Annotated in this window: 16 protein-coding genes; 12 read left to right on the forward strand and 4 right to left on the reverse strand. The window is 74.0% G+C overall.

Annotated features, from left to right (window positions below):
- Window positions 1-7: 7 nt before the first annotated feature.
- Genes AFL01nite_RS11135 through AFL01nite_RS11150 form a run of 4 tightly spaced genes read left to right on the forward strand, consistent with a single transcriptional unit; the run spans window position 8 to window position 3,738 of the window.
- Window positions 8-370: a YraN family protein gene (locus AFL01nite_RS11135; RefSeq protein ID WP_146827755.1), complete on the forward strand. Its 363-nt coding sequence runs from the start codon at window positions 8-10 to the stop codon at window positions 368-370.
- Window positions 370-1,947 carry a YifB family Mg chelatase-like AAA ATPase gene (locus AFL01nite_RS11140; protein WP_186813923.1) on the forward strand — a complete coding sequence of 526 codons (1,578 nt, stop codon included), beginning with the start codon at window positions 370-372 and terminating at the stop codon, window positions 1,945-1,947. Before AFL01nite_RS11135 ends, AFL01nite_RS11140 begins: the two co-directional genes overlap by 1 nt.
- Window positions 1,944-3,062: a DNA-processing protein DprA gene (gene dprA, locus AFL01nite_RS11145; RefSeq protein ID WP_146827756.1), complete on the forward strand. Its 1,119-nt coding sequence runs from the start codon at window positions 1,944-1,946 to the stop codon at window positions 3,060-3,062. Before AFL01nite_RS11140 ends, dprA begins: the two co-directional genes overlap by 4 nt.
- Window positions 3,063-3,066: 4 nt before the next feature.
- Entirely contained in the window at window positions 3,067-3,738 is a 672-nt protein-coding gene (locus AFL01nite_RS11150; RefSeq protein ID WP_222593504.1) for a class I SAM-dependent methyltransferase, read from the forward strand.
- A 17-nt stretch (window positions 3,739-3,755) separates the two neighbouring features.
- Here AFL01nite_RS11150 and AFL01nite_RS11155 read toward each other — a convergent pair whose 3' ends face one another.
- Genes AFL01nite_RS11155 through AFL01nite_RS11165 form a run of 3 tightly spaced genes read right to left on the reverse strand, consistent with a single transcriptional unit; the run spans window position 3,756 to window position 5,969 of the window.
- On the reverse strand, window positions 3,756-4,265 hold the full coding sequence (locus AFL01nite_RS11155) for a MogA/MoaB family molybdenum cofactor biosynthesis protein (RefSeq protein WP_146827757.1): 510 nt from the start codon (window positions 4,263-4,265) through the stop codon (window positions 3,756-3,758).
- Complete coding sequence (moaC, locus tag AFL01nite_RS11160) at window positions 4,258-4,749, reverse strand: cyclic pyranopterin monophosphate synthase MoaC (RefSeq protein ID WP_146827758.1); 492 nt, start codon at window positions 4,747-4,749, stop codon at window positions 4,258-4,260. Before moaC ends, AFL01nite_RS11155 begins: the two co-directional genes overlap by 8 nt.
- Window positions 4,746-5,969, reverse strand: coding sequence for a molybdopterin molybdotransferase MoeA (locus tag AFL01nite_RS11165; RefSeq protein ID WP_146827759.1), 1,224 nt, complete (start codon window positions 5,967-5,969; stop codon window positions 4,746-4,748). The genes moaC and AFL01nite_RS11165 overlap by 4 nt, the downstream gene beginning before the upstream one ends.
- A gap of 45 nt (window positions 5,970-6,014) precedes the next feature.
- Between AFL01nite_RS11165 and AFL01nite_RS11170 the strand changes: the two genes are divergently transcribed.
- The 5 genes from AFL01nite_RS11170 to AFL01nite_RS11190 are packed head-to-tail and all read left to right on the forward strand — an operon-like array spanning window position 6,015 to window position 9,931.
- A complete protein-coding gene (locus tag AFL01nite_RS11170; RefSeq protein WP_146827760.1) occupies window positions 6,015-6,419 on the forward strand; it encodes a TOBE domain-containing protein in 405 nt (134 codons plus the stop codon).
- Window positions 6,416-7,159: a molybdate ABC transporter substrate-binding protein gene (modA, locus tag AFL01nite_RS11175; protein WP_146827761.1), complete on the forward strand. Its 744-nt coding sequence runs from the start codon at window positions 6,416-6,418 to the stop codon at window positions 7,157-7,159. The genes AFL01nite_RS11170 and modA overlap by 4 nt, the downstream gene beginning before the upstream one ends.
- The gene (locus tag AFL01nite_RS11180) at window positions 7,156-7,941 is read left to right on the forward strand and encodes an ABC transporter permease (protein WP_146827762.1); all 786 of its coding nucleotides are present in this window, start codon (window positions 7,156-7,158) and stop codon (window positions 7,939-7,941) included. Before modA ends, AFL01nite_RS11180 begins: the two co-directional genes overlap by 4 nt.
- Window positions 7,935-8,969 carry a sulfate/molybdate ABC transporter ATP-binding protein gene (locus AFL01nite_RS11185; protein ID WP_246119690.1) on the forward strand — a complete coding sequence of 345 codons (1,035 nt, stop codon included), beginning with the start codon at window positions 7,935-7,937 and terminating at the stop codon, window positions 8,967-8,969. Before AFL01nite_RS11180 ends, AFL01nite_RS11185 begins: the two co-directional genes overlap by 7 nt.
- A gap of 44 nt (window positions 8,970-9,013) precedes the next feature.
- Window positions 9,014-9,931, forward strand: coding sequence for a tyrosine recombinase XerC (locus AFL01nite_RS11190; RefSeq protein ID WP_146827763.1), 918 nt, complete (start codon window positions 9,014-9,016; stop codon window positions 9,929-9,931).
- A gap of 3 nt (window positions 9,932-9,934) precedes the next feature.
- On the opposite strand, the gene AFL01nite_RS11195 is transcribed toward AFL01nite_RS11190, so the two are convergent.
- Entirely contained in the window at window positions 9,935-10,816 is an 882-nt protein-coding gene (locus AFL01nite_RS11195) for a peptidoglycan DD-metalloendopeptidase family protein (RefSeq protein WP_146827764.1), read from the reverse strand.
- A gap of 313 nt (window positions 10,817-11,129) precedes the next feature.
- Here AFL01nite_RS11195 and rpsB point away from each other — a divergent pair, with 313 nt between their 5' ends.
- From rpsB to pyrH, 3 genes are all read left to right on the forward strand, one after another.
- Window positions 11,130-12,083: a 30S ribosomal protein S2 gene (rpsB, locus tag AFL01nite_RS11200; RefSeq protein ID WP_146827765.1), complete on the forward strand. Its 954-nt coding sequence runs from the start codon at window positions 11,130-11,132 to the stop codon at window positions 12,081-12,083.
- Between the two features lie 66 nt (window positions 12,084-12,149).
- Window positions 12,150-12,965: a translation elongation factor Ts gene (gene tsf, locus AFL01nite_RS11205; protein ID WP_146827766.1), complete on the forward strand. Its 816-nt coding sequence runs from the start codon at window positions 12,150-12,152 to the stop codon at window positions 12,963-12,965.
- A gap of 114 nt (window positions 12,966-13,079) precedes the next feature.
- On the forward strand, window positions 13,080-13,784 hold the full coding sequence (pyrH, locus tag AFL01nite_RS11210) for a UMP kinase (RefSeq protein WP_146827767.1): 705 nt from the start codon (window positions 13,080-13,082) through the stop codon (window positions 13,782-13,784).
- Window position 13,785: the final 1 nt, after the last annotated feature.

Consider the following 13,785-nt stretch of genomic DNA (forward strand, 5'->3'; position numbering starts at 1 on the left):
TCGTTCCATGACCTACGCGCGCAACCAGGCCATCGGTGCCTACGGAGAACGCATCGCCGCCGACCACCTGCGGAGCCTGGGGATGGTGATCCTGGCCCGGAACTGGACCTGCCAGCACGGCGAACTCGACATCGTGGCCCGGGACGGCGACACGCTCGTGGTCTGCGAGGTCAAGACCCGCACCAGCACGACGCACGGCACGGCGCTCGAGTCCGTGACCGGTCGCAAGCTCACCCAGCTCCGTCGCTCGCTGTCGAAGTGGCTCGAGGCGTTCGACGTGCACCCGGACGGCATCCGCATTGACGTCGTCACGGTGTGGGTGCCGACGAGCGGTGGACCCCGCGTCGACCGGATCGCCGGGGTGGCCTGATGGCGTCCATCCACGCGATCGCCCTCGACGGCCTCGCGGGTCGTCCTGTCGAGGTCGAGGTCGACATCGCCTCCGGGCTCTCGGCCACGGTCATGGTCGGGCTGGCCGACACCACCGTCAGCGAGGCACGCAACCGCGTCCGCTCGGCCGTCGTGAACTCCGGGACCGCGTGGCCGGACACCCGCGTCACGATCAACCTGGCCCCGTCGAACCTGCCGAAGAGCGGACCGCACTACGACCTGGCGATGGGGCTGGGGGTCTTCGCCGCCAAGTCGATCGTGCCCACCGACACCCTCGCGCGCACGGTCTTCCTCGGCGAGCTCGCGCTCGACGGACGCCTGCGGGCGGTGCGAGGCGTCCTGCCGGCGACCCTCGCCGCGGCCGACGCCGGGTTCGAGCGGGTCTTCGTGCCCGAGTCCAACGTGGCCGAGGCCCGCCTCGTCCCCTCGGTCGAGGTCGTGGGCGTACGGTCCCTGCGGCAGGTCGTGGCCCTCCTGCGCGGCGAGGAGGAGCCCGACGACCCGCCCGTCCCGCCCCTGGACGAGTCGGGCGACGCGGGATGGAGCCGCGTCGTGCCGTCGGACCACCTCGACCTCACCGACGTCGTGGGCCAGGACGACGCGTGCCTCGCCACGGTCATCGCGGCGAGCGGGGGCCACCACCTGTTGCTCACCGGGCCGCCCGGCGTGGGCAAGACGATGCTCGCCCAGCGCCTGCCCGCGCTGCTGCCCGACCTCGACCCCGACGACTCGCTCGAGGTCTCGGCCCTGCACTCGCTCGCCGGCGTCCTGCCGTCGGACCTGCCGATGCTCGTCCGGCCGCCGTTCCTGGAGCCGCACCACACCGCGAGCGCCGCGGCGGTCGTCGGTGGCGGCAGCCGGGTCGTCCGGCCCGGGGCGATGTCCCTGGCGCACCACGGTGTGCTGTTCCTCGACGAGGCTCCCGAGTTCGCCATCAACGTGCTCGAGGCGTTGCGACAGCCGCTCGAGAGCGGACAGGTCGTGGTGTCGCGATCGGCTCAGACCGCGGTGTTCCCCGCGCGGTTCCAGCTGGTGCTGGCCGCGAACCCGTGCCCGTGCGGCCACGCCGGCTCGGTCATGCAGCGGTGCGAGTGCACGGCCGCGACCCGGCGGCGCTACGCCGACCGGCTGTCCGGCCCGATCCGCGACCGCATCGACATCCACCGCACGCTCGTCGAACCGTCCCGTCGCGAGCTCGTGCACGGCCTCGGTGCGCGACCGGCGATGAGCGAGCTCGCGGCACGGGTCGCCGACGCCCGCGACCGCCAACGACGCCGGCTGGCCGACACTCCGTGGCGGGTCAACGCCGCCGTCCCGGGCGTCGACCTGCGCAAGACGTGGCCCGCCGAGGACGAGGGGACGCGGCTGCTCGAGCAGCAGGTCCGCGGGCACAAGGTGACCCCTCGGTCCGCCGACCGGGTCCTGCGCCTCGCGTGGAGCATCGCCGACCTGTGCGGGCACGGCCGGCCCACCGTCGACGACGTGCAGACCGCGCTCGACCTGCGCCGCGGCAGCCCGATCGGCGGCGACGTCGTGCGCCTGCTGGAGGCAGCATGACCGGCAGTCGGTCCCGGGCGGCCCTGAGGCTCTCGCTCGTCGCCGAGCCCGGAGACCCTCGCCTGGTCGTCTGGCGTGAGCGGTGCGACCCGGCCGAGCTGTGGCAGGCGGTCGTCCGGGGCGGCGTCGGCATCCCCGACCGATGGCACGACGCCGCGGCGGACGCGGTCCGTGCCGCCGACGCCGCGCTCCGCCGGGCCGAGGGCTGCGGAGCGCGCTGGATCGCCGCCGGGACTCCGGGGTGGCCGGTGGCTCTGGAGGACCTCGACCACCTCGAGGGCATCGGGCAGGTGACCGGGTCGCCGCTGGGCCTGTGGGTGCGCGGCGGCGGCGACCTCACCACCATCGCGGCCGCGCCGATCGCCGTCGTCGGGGCGCGCGGGTGCACCACCTACGGTGCCGAGGCCGCCAGCGACATCGCCGCCGACTGCGCCGACCAGGGATACGCGGTCGTCAGCGGTGCCGCGTTCGGGATCGATGCCTGCGCGCATCGCGGCGCCCTGCTCGGCGGCGGTCCGACGGTCGCGGTCATGGCGTGCGGGGTCGACGTCGACTACCCGCGGGCCCACGCCGCCCTGCTCCACCGCATCGCCGAGGAGGGACTCGTGATCAGTGAGTTCCCCCCGGGTTCTGAGCCGCAGCGGCACCGGTTCCTCGTGCGCAACCGGATCATCGCGGCGCTCAGCGTGGGCGTGGTGGTCGTCGAGGCGGCCGCGCGCAGCGGCTCGCTCAACACGCTGCACTGGGCCGACCAGCTGGGGAGGACGACGATGGCCGTCCCCGGACCGATCACGTCCCAGGCGTCCTGCGGCACCCATCGTGCCGTGCGCGACGGCAAGGCCCTGCTCGTCACCTCCGGACGCGACGTCGTCGCCGACACGTTCGGCCTGGTCGACGACGATCTCCCGCAGGTCGGCCCGGGAGCCCGCCGGGTGTGGGTGCGGCTCGGCGCGGAGCCCGTGCCGGCCGAGCAGATCGCGGCGGCGCTGCGGCTCAGTCCGGTCGCCGTCCACCGGGCGCTGCGCGAGCTGGCGCGTCACGGCGTGGCGTCCGCGGGCGAGCGGGGATGGTCGCGTCACATCGGCCACTCCGGCGATGACGGACGGGTAGGTTGAAGACGTGAACGAGTCGTCGGGCGTGGACCCCGCACAGGCCGACGAGGTCTTCGCCCACTGGGAGGAGCGGTACAGCTCCCGGGACGGTGTGTGGTCCGGTCACGTGAACGCTGCGCTGTCCCGCGTCGCAGCCGACCTGGCTCCGGGGACGGCCCTGGACCTGGGGTCCGGCGAGGGCGGGGACGCCCTCTGGCTGGCCGAGCGGGGCTGGGACGTGACGGGAGTCGACATCTCGCCCACCGCGCTGGCGCGGGCCGAGGTCGCCGCCGACCGAGCCGGGCTCACCGAGCGGGTCACCTGGATCGCCGCCGACCTCGAGAGCTGGAGCAGCGAGCTCCGCTTCGACCTCGTGACCGCGTCGTTCCTGCAGTCGACCGTCGCGCTGGACCGCGCCCGCATCCTGAGGTCCGCGGCCGACCGCGTGGTCGACGGCGGGCACCTCCTGATCGTCGCCCACGCGGAGGCGCCGCCGTGGGCCCATGACCACGACCACGAGCACGCCTCGCAGGGACGCGCCGAGTTCCCCTCGCCGCAGGACGACCTGGCGATGCTCGACCTCCCCGCCGACGCGTGGCAGACGGTGATCGCCGAGGTGCGCGACCGGCCCGCCTTCTCTCCGGACGGCGAGCAGGTCGTGCTGCGCGACGGCGTCCTGCTGCTCCGGCGCAGCGCCTGACCCGCGGGCTCCCGCTCTCAGGTGTGCAGCGGGGGAGCGGTGGGTCGTGCGTGGCCGAGCTGCTCCAGGGCGTGGTCGATGAACCCGTCGAGGACCTCGAGTCCCTCCCGGACCGCCCCGGTCGACCCGGCGAGGTTCACCAGCAGCGTGGCGCCGCAGATCCCGGCGACCCCGCGTGAGAGGGCCGCGTGCGGCGTCGTGCCCAGCCCGCGCGCCCGGATCGCCTCGGCGACGCCGGGGGCGGGCCGGTCGATCAGGGCGGACGTCTGCTCGGGGGTGTGGTCGTCGGCGGTGAACCCGGTGCCGCCCGTGGTGAGGACCAGGGCGCAGCCGTTGTCCACCAGCCGGCGCAGCAGCAGGCCCACCTCGGGGCCGTCCGCCACGACGTGCGGCCCGGTCACCTCGAACCCGCGCGCCTGCCCCCACGCGGCGATGCGCGGACCGGTCAGGTCCTCACGCCGTCCGTCGGCCGCCCGGGTGGACGACACGACGACGCCGAGGAGGGGACGGGCGGCAGGCTCAGTCATCGCGCTGCCAGTCGTGGGTCCCGCCGGACTTCGCCTCGACCCGCACCGCGTCGATCACCGCCGTGGCGTCCACGGCCTTGACCATGTCGAAGAGCGTGAGGGCCGCGACGCAGACCGCGGTGAGCGCCTCCATCTCGACCCCGGTGGGGGCCGTCGTGGCCACCGTGGCCTCGATCCGCACGGTGTCGTCGAAGGCGTGGAAGTCGATCGTGATCGACGAGAGCGGCAGCGGGTGGCACATCGGCACGAGGAACGGGGTCTGCTTCGCGGCCAGGATCCCGGCGATGCGCGCGGTCGCGAGTGCCTCGCCCTTGGGCAGGTCGCCGGCCATGATGCGCTCGACGACGTCCGTCCGCGTCCGCAGCAGTCCTGACGCGGTCGCCCGGCGCCGGGTCGCGGCCTTGCCGGACACGTCGACCATGTGCGCGCTGCCGTCGGGCCGGTAGTGCGACAGGCCCGAGGGCTCCGGCGCCTGGTCACTCATGCGATCCTCCACCACTCCACGGTATCGCCGGCCTCGCGCGCCGTGACCGACTCGGGCACGAACACCAGCAGGTCGGCTCGGGCGTAGGACACGGCCAGGTGCGATCCCGCCTCGCCGACGAGGCTCACGCGGCCGTCGGGTTCCATGCGGCCCCGACGTACCTGCACCCGGCCTGCCGGTGACGTGAGCGGCTCCGTCAGGACGGCGGTGCCCGAGGGACGCCACGCGACGCGACCGGCGGCCTGCGCCAGCGGGGACCGCAGGAACAGCTCGAACGAGACCAGCACGCTGACCGGGTTGCCGGGCAGGCACACGACCGGCACCTCGCGCGCTCCGTCGCTCCACCGGGCCAGGCCCTGCGGTCCGCCGGGCTGCACCGCGACGTGGCCGAACCACGCGCCGGGGCGTCCCTCCAGGACCTGGCGGACCACCTCGCGCGTGCCGGCGCTCACTCCGCCGGTGGTCAGGATGACGTCGTGATCGGTGACCAGCCGGTTCAGCAGGTCCTCGAGCGCGGCCGGGTCGTCCTCGACGACGTGGGCCGTGGCCGCCAGGCCGAGCTCGTGGGCGTGGGCCAGCAACGCCCGCGAGTTGGAGTCGGGGACGGCCCCGCTGACCAGCTCGGCACCCGTGGCGACGATGGCCACGCGCAGGGGCGGGACGACCTCGACCGTGGTGACGCCGGCGACGGTCAGGGCGCCGACGGCCGCGGCGTGCAGGGGTGCGCCCGGCTCGAGGACGGCCTCGCCGGTCCGGACGTCGGCGCCGCGCGGGCGGACGAAGGTGCCGGAGGCGACCGGCCCGGAGAACTCGACGAGGCCTCCGCCGGCGACCGGGCCGAAGTCGCCGGGGCGCGTCCGCTCCACCGGGACGACGGCGTCGGCTCCCGGGGGGACCGGCGCGCCCGTCATGATCGGCGCGGCGGTGCCGGGGTCGAGCCGGGGCGGAGCGGTGTCGCCGGCGACGACGTGCGCGACGGTCGGCAGGGTCACGGGGAGGTCGCCGGCCCGGTCGAGGTCCGCCGCGTACACGGCGAAGCCGTCCATCTGGCTGTTGTCGAAGCCCGGGACGTCGAGGGTCGACACCGCCGGCGCCGCGAGCCGGCCCGTGAGGCCGGGGACGACCCGGCACTCGAGCGGGGGATCCTGCGCCCGCCGCTGGGCGGCGCCGCGGATCACTGCGGCCACCTGGTGGACGTGCTCGTCGACCGATCTGCCCATCGTCGCTCCTGTCGGTGTCGCACCTGAGCCGTTAACATCGTCTTCATGTCTCAGGTGCGTGTCTCGGACGCCGCGGATTTCCTCGGTGTCAGCACCGACACCGTACGCCGCCTCATCGGCTCGGGCCGGTTGCCGTCGACGAAGGACGGCTCGGGTCGGACCGTCGTGGACGGTCGAGCGTTGGCCGAGTATGTGCGGACCGAGGGGCGGTCCGTCGCCGACCCGACCACCGTGGGGCGCTCGGCGCGGAACCGGTTCGTCGGCATCGTCACCGAGGTGGTCAGCGACCGGGTCATGTCCCAGGTCGAGCTGCAGTGCGGCCCACACCGGGTCGTCTCCCTCGTCAGCACCGAGTCGGTGCGCGAGCTCGGGCTCGAGCCCGGCGTCGTCGCGGTCGCGGTGGTCAAGGCGACGAACGTCGCCCTCGAGATCCCCGGCACGCGCGCGTGAGGGCTCACGCCGCGGCCATCCTCGCGTCGGTGCTGGCGCTCTCCGGATGCGGCGCCGGCCCCGCGTCCACGGAGCGCACGCTGACGGTGTTAGCCGCGGCGTCGCTCGCGACGGCCTTCACCGAGCTGGCCGACGAGTTCGAGGACGAGCATGCGGGCGTCGACGTCCGGCTGTCCTTCGGGGGCTCGTCCAGCCTCGCCGCCCAGATCGCCGAAGGGGCGCCCGCGGACGTCTTCGCCGCGGCCGACGAGCGCACGATGTCGCTCGTGGCCGACGTGGGCGTCGCCCGGGCGGAGGCGGTGGTCTTCGCCACCAACACGGTGCAGGTCGCCGCGCGGCGGGACGGTCCCGTGAAGTCGCTCCAGGACCTCGTCGGGCCCGGGGTGAAGGTCGTCCTGTGCGCGCCCCAGGTGCCGTGCGGTGCGGCCGCGCGCGAGGCCCTCGACACCGCCGGGATCGAGGTCGAGCCCGTCAGCGAGGAGCAGTCGGTCGCGGACGTGCTGGGCAAGGTCGCGAGCGGCGAGGCCGACGCCGGAGTCGTCTACCGCACCGACGTGCTCGCGGCGGGCGACCGCGTGACGGGTCTCGAGCTCCCGGGCCCGGCGCGGGTCGTCACCCGGTGCCCGGTCGTCGCCCTCGACGGTCCGGCCGACGAGGCACTGGCGGCGGAGTTCGTGGCCTTCGTCTCGGGTCGGGAGGCCCGGGCGACCCTCGACGCGGCGGGGTTCGGGACACCGTGAGGACCCGACCCGACGTCCCGGCCTGGATCGTCCCGCCGGCCCTGATCGGATGGGCGCTGCTGGCGCTGCCGCTGGTCGGGCTGGTGCTGCGCGTGGACTGGCGTGACTTCGGCTCCCTCGTCACCACCGAGGCGTCGCGCGCTGCGCTGTGGCTGAGCCTGCGAACGGCCTCGGCCAGCACCGTCCTGTGCCTGCTGCTGGGTGTCCCGCTCGCGCTCGTGCTGGCGCGGTCGACGGCGCGATGGGCTTCGGCGGTCCGGGCGGTGGTGCTCGTGCCGCTCGTGCTGCCACCGGTCGTCGGGGGTATCGCCCTGCTCGCCACCTTCGGCCGGCGGGGCTGGCTCGGGCAGCACCTGGAGGTCCTCGGGATCGAGATCGCGTTCACCACGGTCGCGGTCGTCCTGGCCCAGGCGTTCGTCTCGCTGCCGTTCCTGGTCGTCACGCTCGAGGGCGCCCTGCGCGCCGCGGACCCCGGGTACGCCGACGTGGCCGCGACGCTCGGCGCCGCGCCGGGCCGCGTGCTGGGCCGGGTGACCCTGCCGCTCGTGGCTCCGGGACTGGTCGCCGGCACGGTGCTGTCGTTCGCGCGCGCACTCGGCGAGTTCGGCGCGACGGTCACGTTCGCCGGCAGCCTCCAGGGCGTCACGCGCTCCCTGCCGACCGAGATCTACCTGCAGCGCGAGGTCGATCCTGATGCCGCGATCGCCCTGTCGTTCCTGCTCGTCGCCGTCGCGGTGGCCGTGATCGCGCTCGTCCACCGGCCGGGGAGGTCGCCGTGGTGACGCTCGAAGCGCGGGTCCGCGACCCCGAGCGGGGCGTCGCGCTCGAGATCGCGGTCCGGGCGGGTGCGACGCTGGCCGTCCTCGGTCCGAACGGCGCCGGCAAGTCGACGGTGCTGAGGACGATCGCCGGCCTGCACCGCCCGGCCGGGGCACACGTCCGCGTGGGCGAGCGGCTGCTCGCCGGCGACGGCACGTGGGTCGCGCCGCATCGTCGATCGGTGGCCCTGCTGGGTCAGGACCCCCGGCTCTTTCCCCACCTGACCGTGCGCGAGAACGTGGCGTTCGGGCTGCGTGCCCGAGGCAGGGCCGACACCGCGCCGGCCGACCGATGGCTGGAGCGGGTCGGCGCGCAGCAGTGGGCCGATCGGCGCCCCGCGGAGCTCTCGGGTGGTCAGGCGCAGCGGGTGGCCATCGCGCGCGCCCTCGCGGTGGAGCCCGACGTCGTGCTCCTGGACGAGCCGCTGGCCGCGCTCGACGTCGAGGCCGTCCCCGAGCTGCGGCGTGTCCTGCGGCAGGTGCTCGCCGACCGGACGACGGTGCTGGTCACCCACGACCCGCTCGACGCCCTGGCCCTGGCCGACGAGGTCGCGATCGTCGAGGCGGGCCGCGTCGTCCATCTCGGGGCCGCGCGGCACGTCCTGCTCCACCCGCGGAGTGCGTTCGGTGCGGCCCTGGCGGGCGTCAACCTCGTGGAGGGGGTGGCGGTGGGTCCGGACCGGTTGCGGGTGGCCGACGGTCGTGAGCTGACCGGCACCGCGCTGACGCCGCTGTCGCCGGGGTCGGGAGCCACCGCGACGTTCGCGCCCACCGCCGTCGCCGTCCATCGGGTGCGGCCGGGGGGCAGCCCGCGGAACGTCGTGCCGGCCGTCGTGGCGGCCGTCGAGCTCCGGGGTGGCACGTGTCGGGTCGAGGCCTCGGGCTGGCTGGCCGACGTGACGACGGCCGCGGCGGCCGAGCTCGACCTCGAGCCCGGGCGCGACGTCTGGCTCAGCATCAAGGCCACCGAGGTGCGGCTCGACCCGACCTGAGCGGCCTCCCGGGATCGACGGGCGACCGGTGCGAGAGTGGGGGAGTGGGTGACTTCTCCGAGGCGTGGGCCCGCACGCTGGCCGACTACGAGCGGCACCTGGTGCAGGAGCGCGACCTCTCGGCCCACACCGTGCGGGCGTACCTGACCGACCTGGCGGGCCTGGCCGAGCACGCGACGCTGCTGCACGTCGACCCGGCCGAGCTCAGCATCCGCACGCTGCGCAGCTGGCTCGCGAACCTGCAGACCCGGGGGCGGGCCCGCACGACGATGGCGCGCCGGTCGACGGCAGCGAGAGTCTTCAGCGCCTGGCTCGAGCGCACCGGACGTGCGACGACCGACGCCGGTGCGCTGCTGGCCGCCCCGAAGGCCCATCGCACCCTGCCGCCCGCCCTGAACCAGGGCGACATGCGTGGCGTGGTCGACGCGATCGTCGCGTCCATCGAGGACGACGAGCCGACCGGTCTGCGCGACCTGGCGATCATCGAGCTGCTGTGGGCCACCGGGGTCCGCGTGGGCGAGCTGGTGGGTGCGGACGTCGACGACCTTGACACGTCGCGCCGGGTGCTGCGGGTGCTGGGCAAGGGCTCGAAGGAACGGATGGTCCCCTACGGCCTGCCCGCCGATGACGCGCTCACGGCGTGGCTGCAGCGGGGTCGTCCCGCGCTCGCCGTCGCCGGCAGCGGACCCGCGCTGTTCCTCGGCGCGCGCGGCGGACGGATCGACGCCCGCGTCGTGCGTCGCATCGTGCACGAGCGCGTCGCCGCCGTGCCCGACGCGCCGGACGTCGGCCCGCACGGGCTGCGCCACACGGCGGCCACCCACCTGCTCGAGGGCGGCGCCGATCTGCGCTCGGTGCAGGAGCTGCTGGGCCACGCCTCGCTCGGGACCACGCAGATCTACACCCACGTCAGCGCCGACCGGCTGCGCGCGGCGTACACGCAGGCGCACCCGCGCGCCTGACCGTCACCCACCCGAGCCGAGCGGGTCCACGGGCCGCCCGTCGAGGAGGCGCATGAAGTGCAGGTGGCACCCGGTCGAGCTGCCGGTGGAGCCGACCCGGCCCACGACCGTGCCGCGTCCGACCGACGCCCCCGGGCGCACGGAGACCGACGCGAGGTGGGCGTACGAGGTGCGGGTGCCGCCGGCGTGCCGGACCTCGACCTGCAGTCCGTACGGCCCGTTCGTGCCCGCGCGCGTGACCTCGCCCGCGGCCACCGCCGGCACGGCCGTGCCGCACGCTGCGCCGATGTCGACGCCGTCGTGGAGCTTGCGCACGCCGGTGACCGGGTGGACCCGCATCCCGAACGCGGAGGTGACCGGGCCTGCGATCGGCAGGTCGCCGCCCCCGAGGTCGGGTGGGTCCGGTGGCGACCCGTCGGGGTCGATCAACCGGTAGGACCCCGTCGAGCCGAGCAGGTCGGCGGGATCGAGGTACGCGTCGCCGCGGAGGCGGCCGAGGTTGAGGCACGTGCGGCGGCACGAGGGGTGGCGACCCAGCAGGCGGCCGATCGGCTGGCCCGCCGTGACGGCGTCACCGACCCGGACGACGGGGGAGACGGGTTGGTACGTCGACCGCTCGGCGCCGTGGGTGATCGTGATCGTCCACACCCCGGCCACCCGGCCCGCGAACGTGACGCGACCCGCGGCCACGGCGCGCACGGTCTGCCCGGGCCGTCCGGGCAGGTCGACGCCACGGTGTCCCGCCCCGTAGTCGGAGTCGGGCGGGTCGAACGGCCGGGCGATCCGGTGGTCGCCCAGCGGCCAGGTCCACGGCGTGGCGGCGGCCGGGGACGCGGCGGCCAGGGCGGTGAGGGTCACGACGAGCAGGCGGAGGGCGCGGGACATGGTGCGAGCCAACCCGTCGCGCGACCGGTGCGGGAATCCTCGACGTGGCCCCTGTGGACGACGCTCCCGGCGTCCTCCCGGCCTGTGGACACCGGCCGTTCGGACTCCGGTGATGCCGATTTCCTCGGGGGAGGGGCGGTGGACTAGACTGGTCCCATCTGCCCTCCGGGGCGGAAATTCGCGTGTCCTCTCCCGTGACGTGAGAACCGAACGGGGCGCGGCCCGGGTCCCGATCCGTCGGGTTGGCCCGCGTCGGACACCAGGGCGCCGCCGACCGGCGGTGCGTCAACTTGGTTTGAAAGGAAGTACGGCCATGGCCGTCGTCACCATGCGTCAGCTGCTCGAGAGCGGCGTTCACTTCGGGCACCAGACCCGTCGTTGGAACCCGAAGATGAAGCGATTCATCATGACCGAGCGCAACGGCATCTACATCATCGACCTGCAGCAGTCGCTGTCCTACATCGACTCGGCGTACGAGTTCGTCAAGAGCACCGTCGCCCGCGGCGGCACGATCCTCTTCGTCGGCACGAAGCGCCAGGCGCAGGAGCCCGTCGAGGAGCAGGCCAAGCGCGTCGGCATGCCCTTCGTGAACCAGCGCTGGCTCGGCGGCATGCTCACGAACTACACGACGATGTCCGCGCGCCTGCAGCGCATGAAGGAGCTCGAGGAGGTCGACTTCGACGACGTCGCCGGCTCGAACCGCACCAAGAAGGAACTCCTGCAGATGCGTCGGGAGTACACCAAGCTCAGCCGTACGCTCGGCGGCATCCGCGACATGGGCCGCGTTCCCAACGCCGTGTGGATCGTCGACACCAAGAAGGAGCACCTCGCGGTCGACGAGGCGAGGAAGCTCAACATCCCGATCGTCGCGATCCTCGACACCAACTGCGATCCCGACGACGTCGACTACCCGATCCCGGGCAACGACGACGCCATCCGCTCGGTGGGCCTGCTGACGCGCGTCATCGCCGACGCCGTGGCCGACGGCCTCATGTCGCGTGGTGGCGCCAAGACCGGCGAGGAGACCCCGGGCGAGGAGCTCGGCGCCGAGGAGCCGCTGGCCGACTGGGAGAAGGAGCTGCTGGCCTCGAAGGCGGCCGAGCAGTCCGCCGAGACCCCCGCTGCCGAGGCCCCCGCTGCCGACGCTGCCGAGGCTCCTGCTGCCGAGGCCCCCGCGGCCGACGCCGCCGAGGCCCCCGCCACGGAGGCCCCCGCCACGGAGGCCCCGGCCGCCGAGGCGCCGGCCGAGACGCCCGCCGAGTCCTGAGCCACTGACCATCTGCCGGCCCGACGCGATCCGTCGGGCCGGCAACACCAGAACCGAGGTTGAAACATGGCAATCACCGCTGCCGATGTGAAGAAGCTCCGCGACGCCACGGGCGCGGGCATGATGGACGCCAAGAAGGCCCTCACCGAGGCCGACGGCGACTTCGACAAGGCCGTCGAGGTCCTGCGGATCTCGGGTGCCGCCAAGGCCGCCAAGCGCGGCGCCGAGCGTGAGGCCTCGTCGGGCCTCGTCGCCAGCGTCGGCACGGCGCTCGTCGAGCTCAACTCCGAGACCGACTTCGTCGCGAAGAACGACCAGTTCATCGAGCTGGCCGAGCGTCTCGCCGTCGCCGCCGACGCCGCCAAGCCGGCCAACGCGGAGGAGTTCGCGAACGTCCAGCTCGAGGACGGCAAGACCGTCGCCGAGACGATCAGCGCCCTGGCCGCGGTCATCGGCGAGAAGCTCGAACTGGGCCGGGTCAGCTCGCTGACCGGCAACGTCGCCACCTACATGCACCGTCGTGCCAGCGACCTGCCGCCGGCCGTCGGCGTGCTCGTCGAGTACGAGGGTGACAACGAGGCCGCCGCGCGCGGCGTCGCGATGCAGATCGCGGCCATGCGCCCGCGCTGGCTGACGCGCGACGAGGTTCCGGCCGAGATCGTCTCCAAGGAGCGCGAGATCGCCGAGGCCACGGCCAAGGAGGAGGGCAAGCCCGAGCAGGCGCTGCCCAAGATCGTCGAGGGTCGCGTCAACGGGTTCTTCAAGGAGAACGTGCTGCTCGAGCAGTCGAGCGTCACGGACAACAAGAAGACCGTCAAGGCGGTCGCCGAGGAAGCCGGCATCACGATCAAGCGCTTCAGCCACATCGAGGTCGGCGCCTGAGTCGCACCCCGATCGCACCGAGGGCCCCGTGGAGTGATCCACGGGGCCCTCGTGCATGGGCGCCGGTGTCGACGTGCGTGCACCGGCGTCCGCGGCATCGGATAATCTCGTCCCATGGCTCGCCGCGTCCTTCTCAAGCTGTCCGGTGAGGTCTTCGGTGGAGGGGCGGTCGGCATCAACCCCGACGTCGTCAACGACGCCGCGGCCCAGGTCGCCCAGGCGGTCCGTGACGGCGTGCAGGTCGCGATCGTCGTCGGCGGCGGCAACTTCTTCCGCGGGGCCGAGCTGAGCCAGCGCGGCATGGAGCGCGCCCGCGCCGACTACATCGGCATGCTGGGCACCGTCATGAACGCGCTCGCCCTGCAGGACTTCATCGAGAAGCAGGGCGTCGAGACCCGCGTGCAGTCCGCGATCGCGATGTCGCAGGTCGCCGAGCCGTACATCCCGCGCCGCGCCATCCGCCACATGGAGAAGGGCCGCGTCGTCATCTTCGGCGCCGGCGCCGGCATGCCCTACTTCTCGACCGACACGGTGTCGGCGCAGCGGGCGCTCGAGATCAAGGCCGACGTGGTCCTGATGAGCAAGAACGGCGTCGACGGGGTCTACGACTCCGACCCCCGCCGCAACCCCGAGGCCACGCGCTTCGACAGCCTGACCTTCACCGAGGCCCTCCAGCGCAACCTGCAGGTCGTCGACGCGGCCGCGTTCGCGCTGTGCATGGAGAACAACCTGCCCATGATGGTGTTCAACATGAACGACGAGGGTGCGGTCACCCGTGCCCTGCGTGGTGAGATGATCGGAACACTCGTCCACGCCTGAG

Source organism: Aeromicrobium flavum (assembly GCF_007992115.1).
GTDB lineage: Bacteria > Actinomycetota > Actinomycetes > Propionibacteriales > Nocardioidaceae > Aeromicrobium > Aeromicrobium flavum.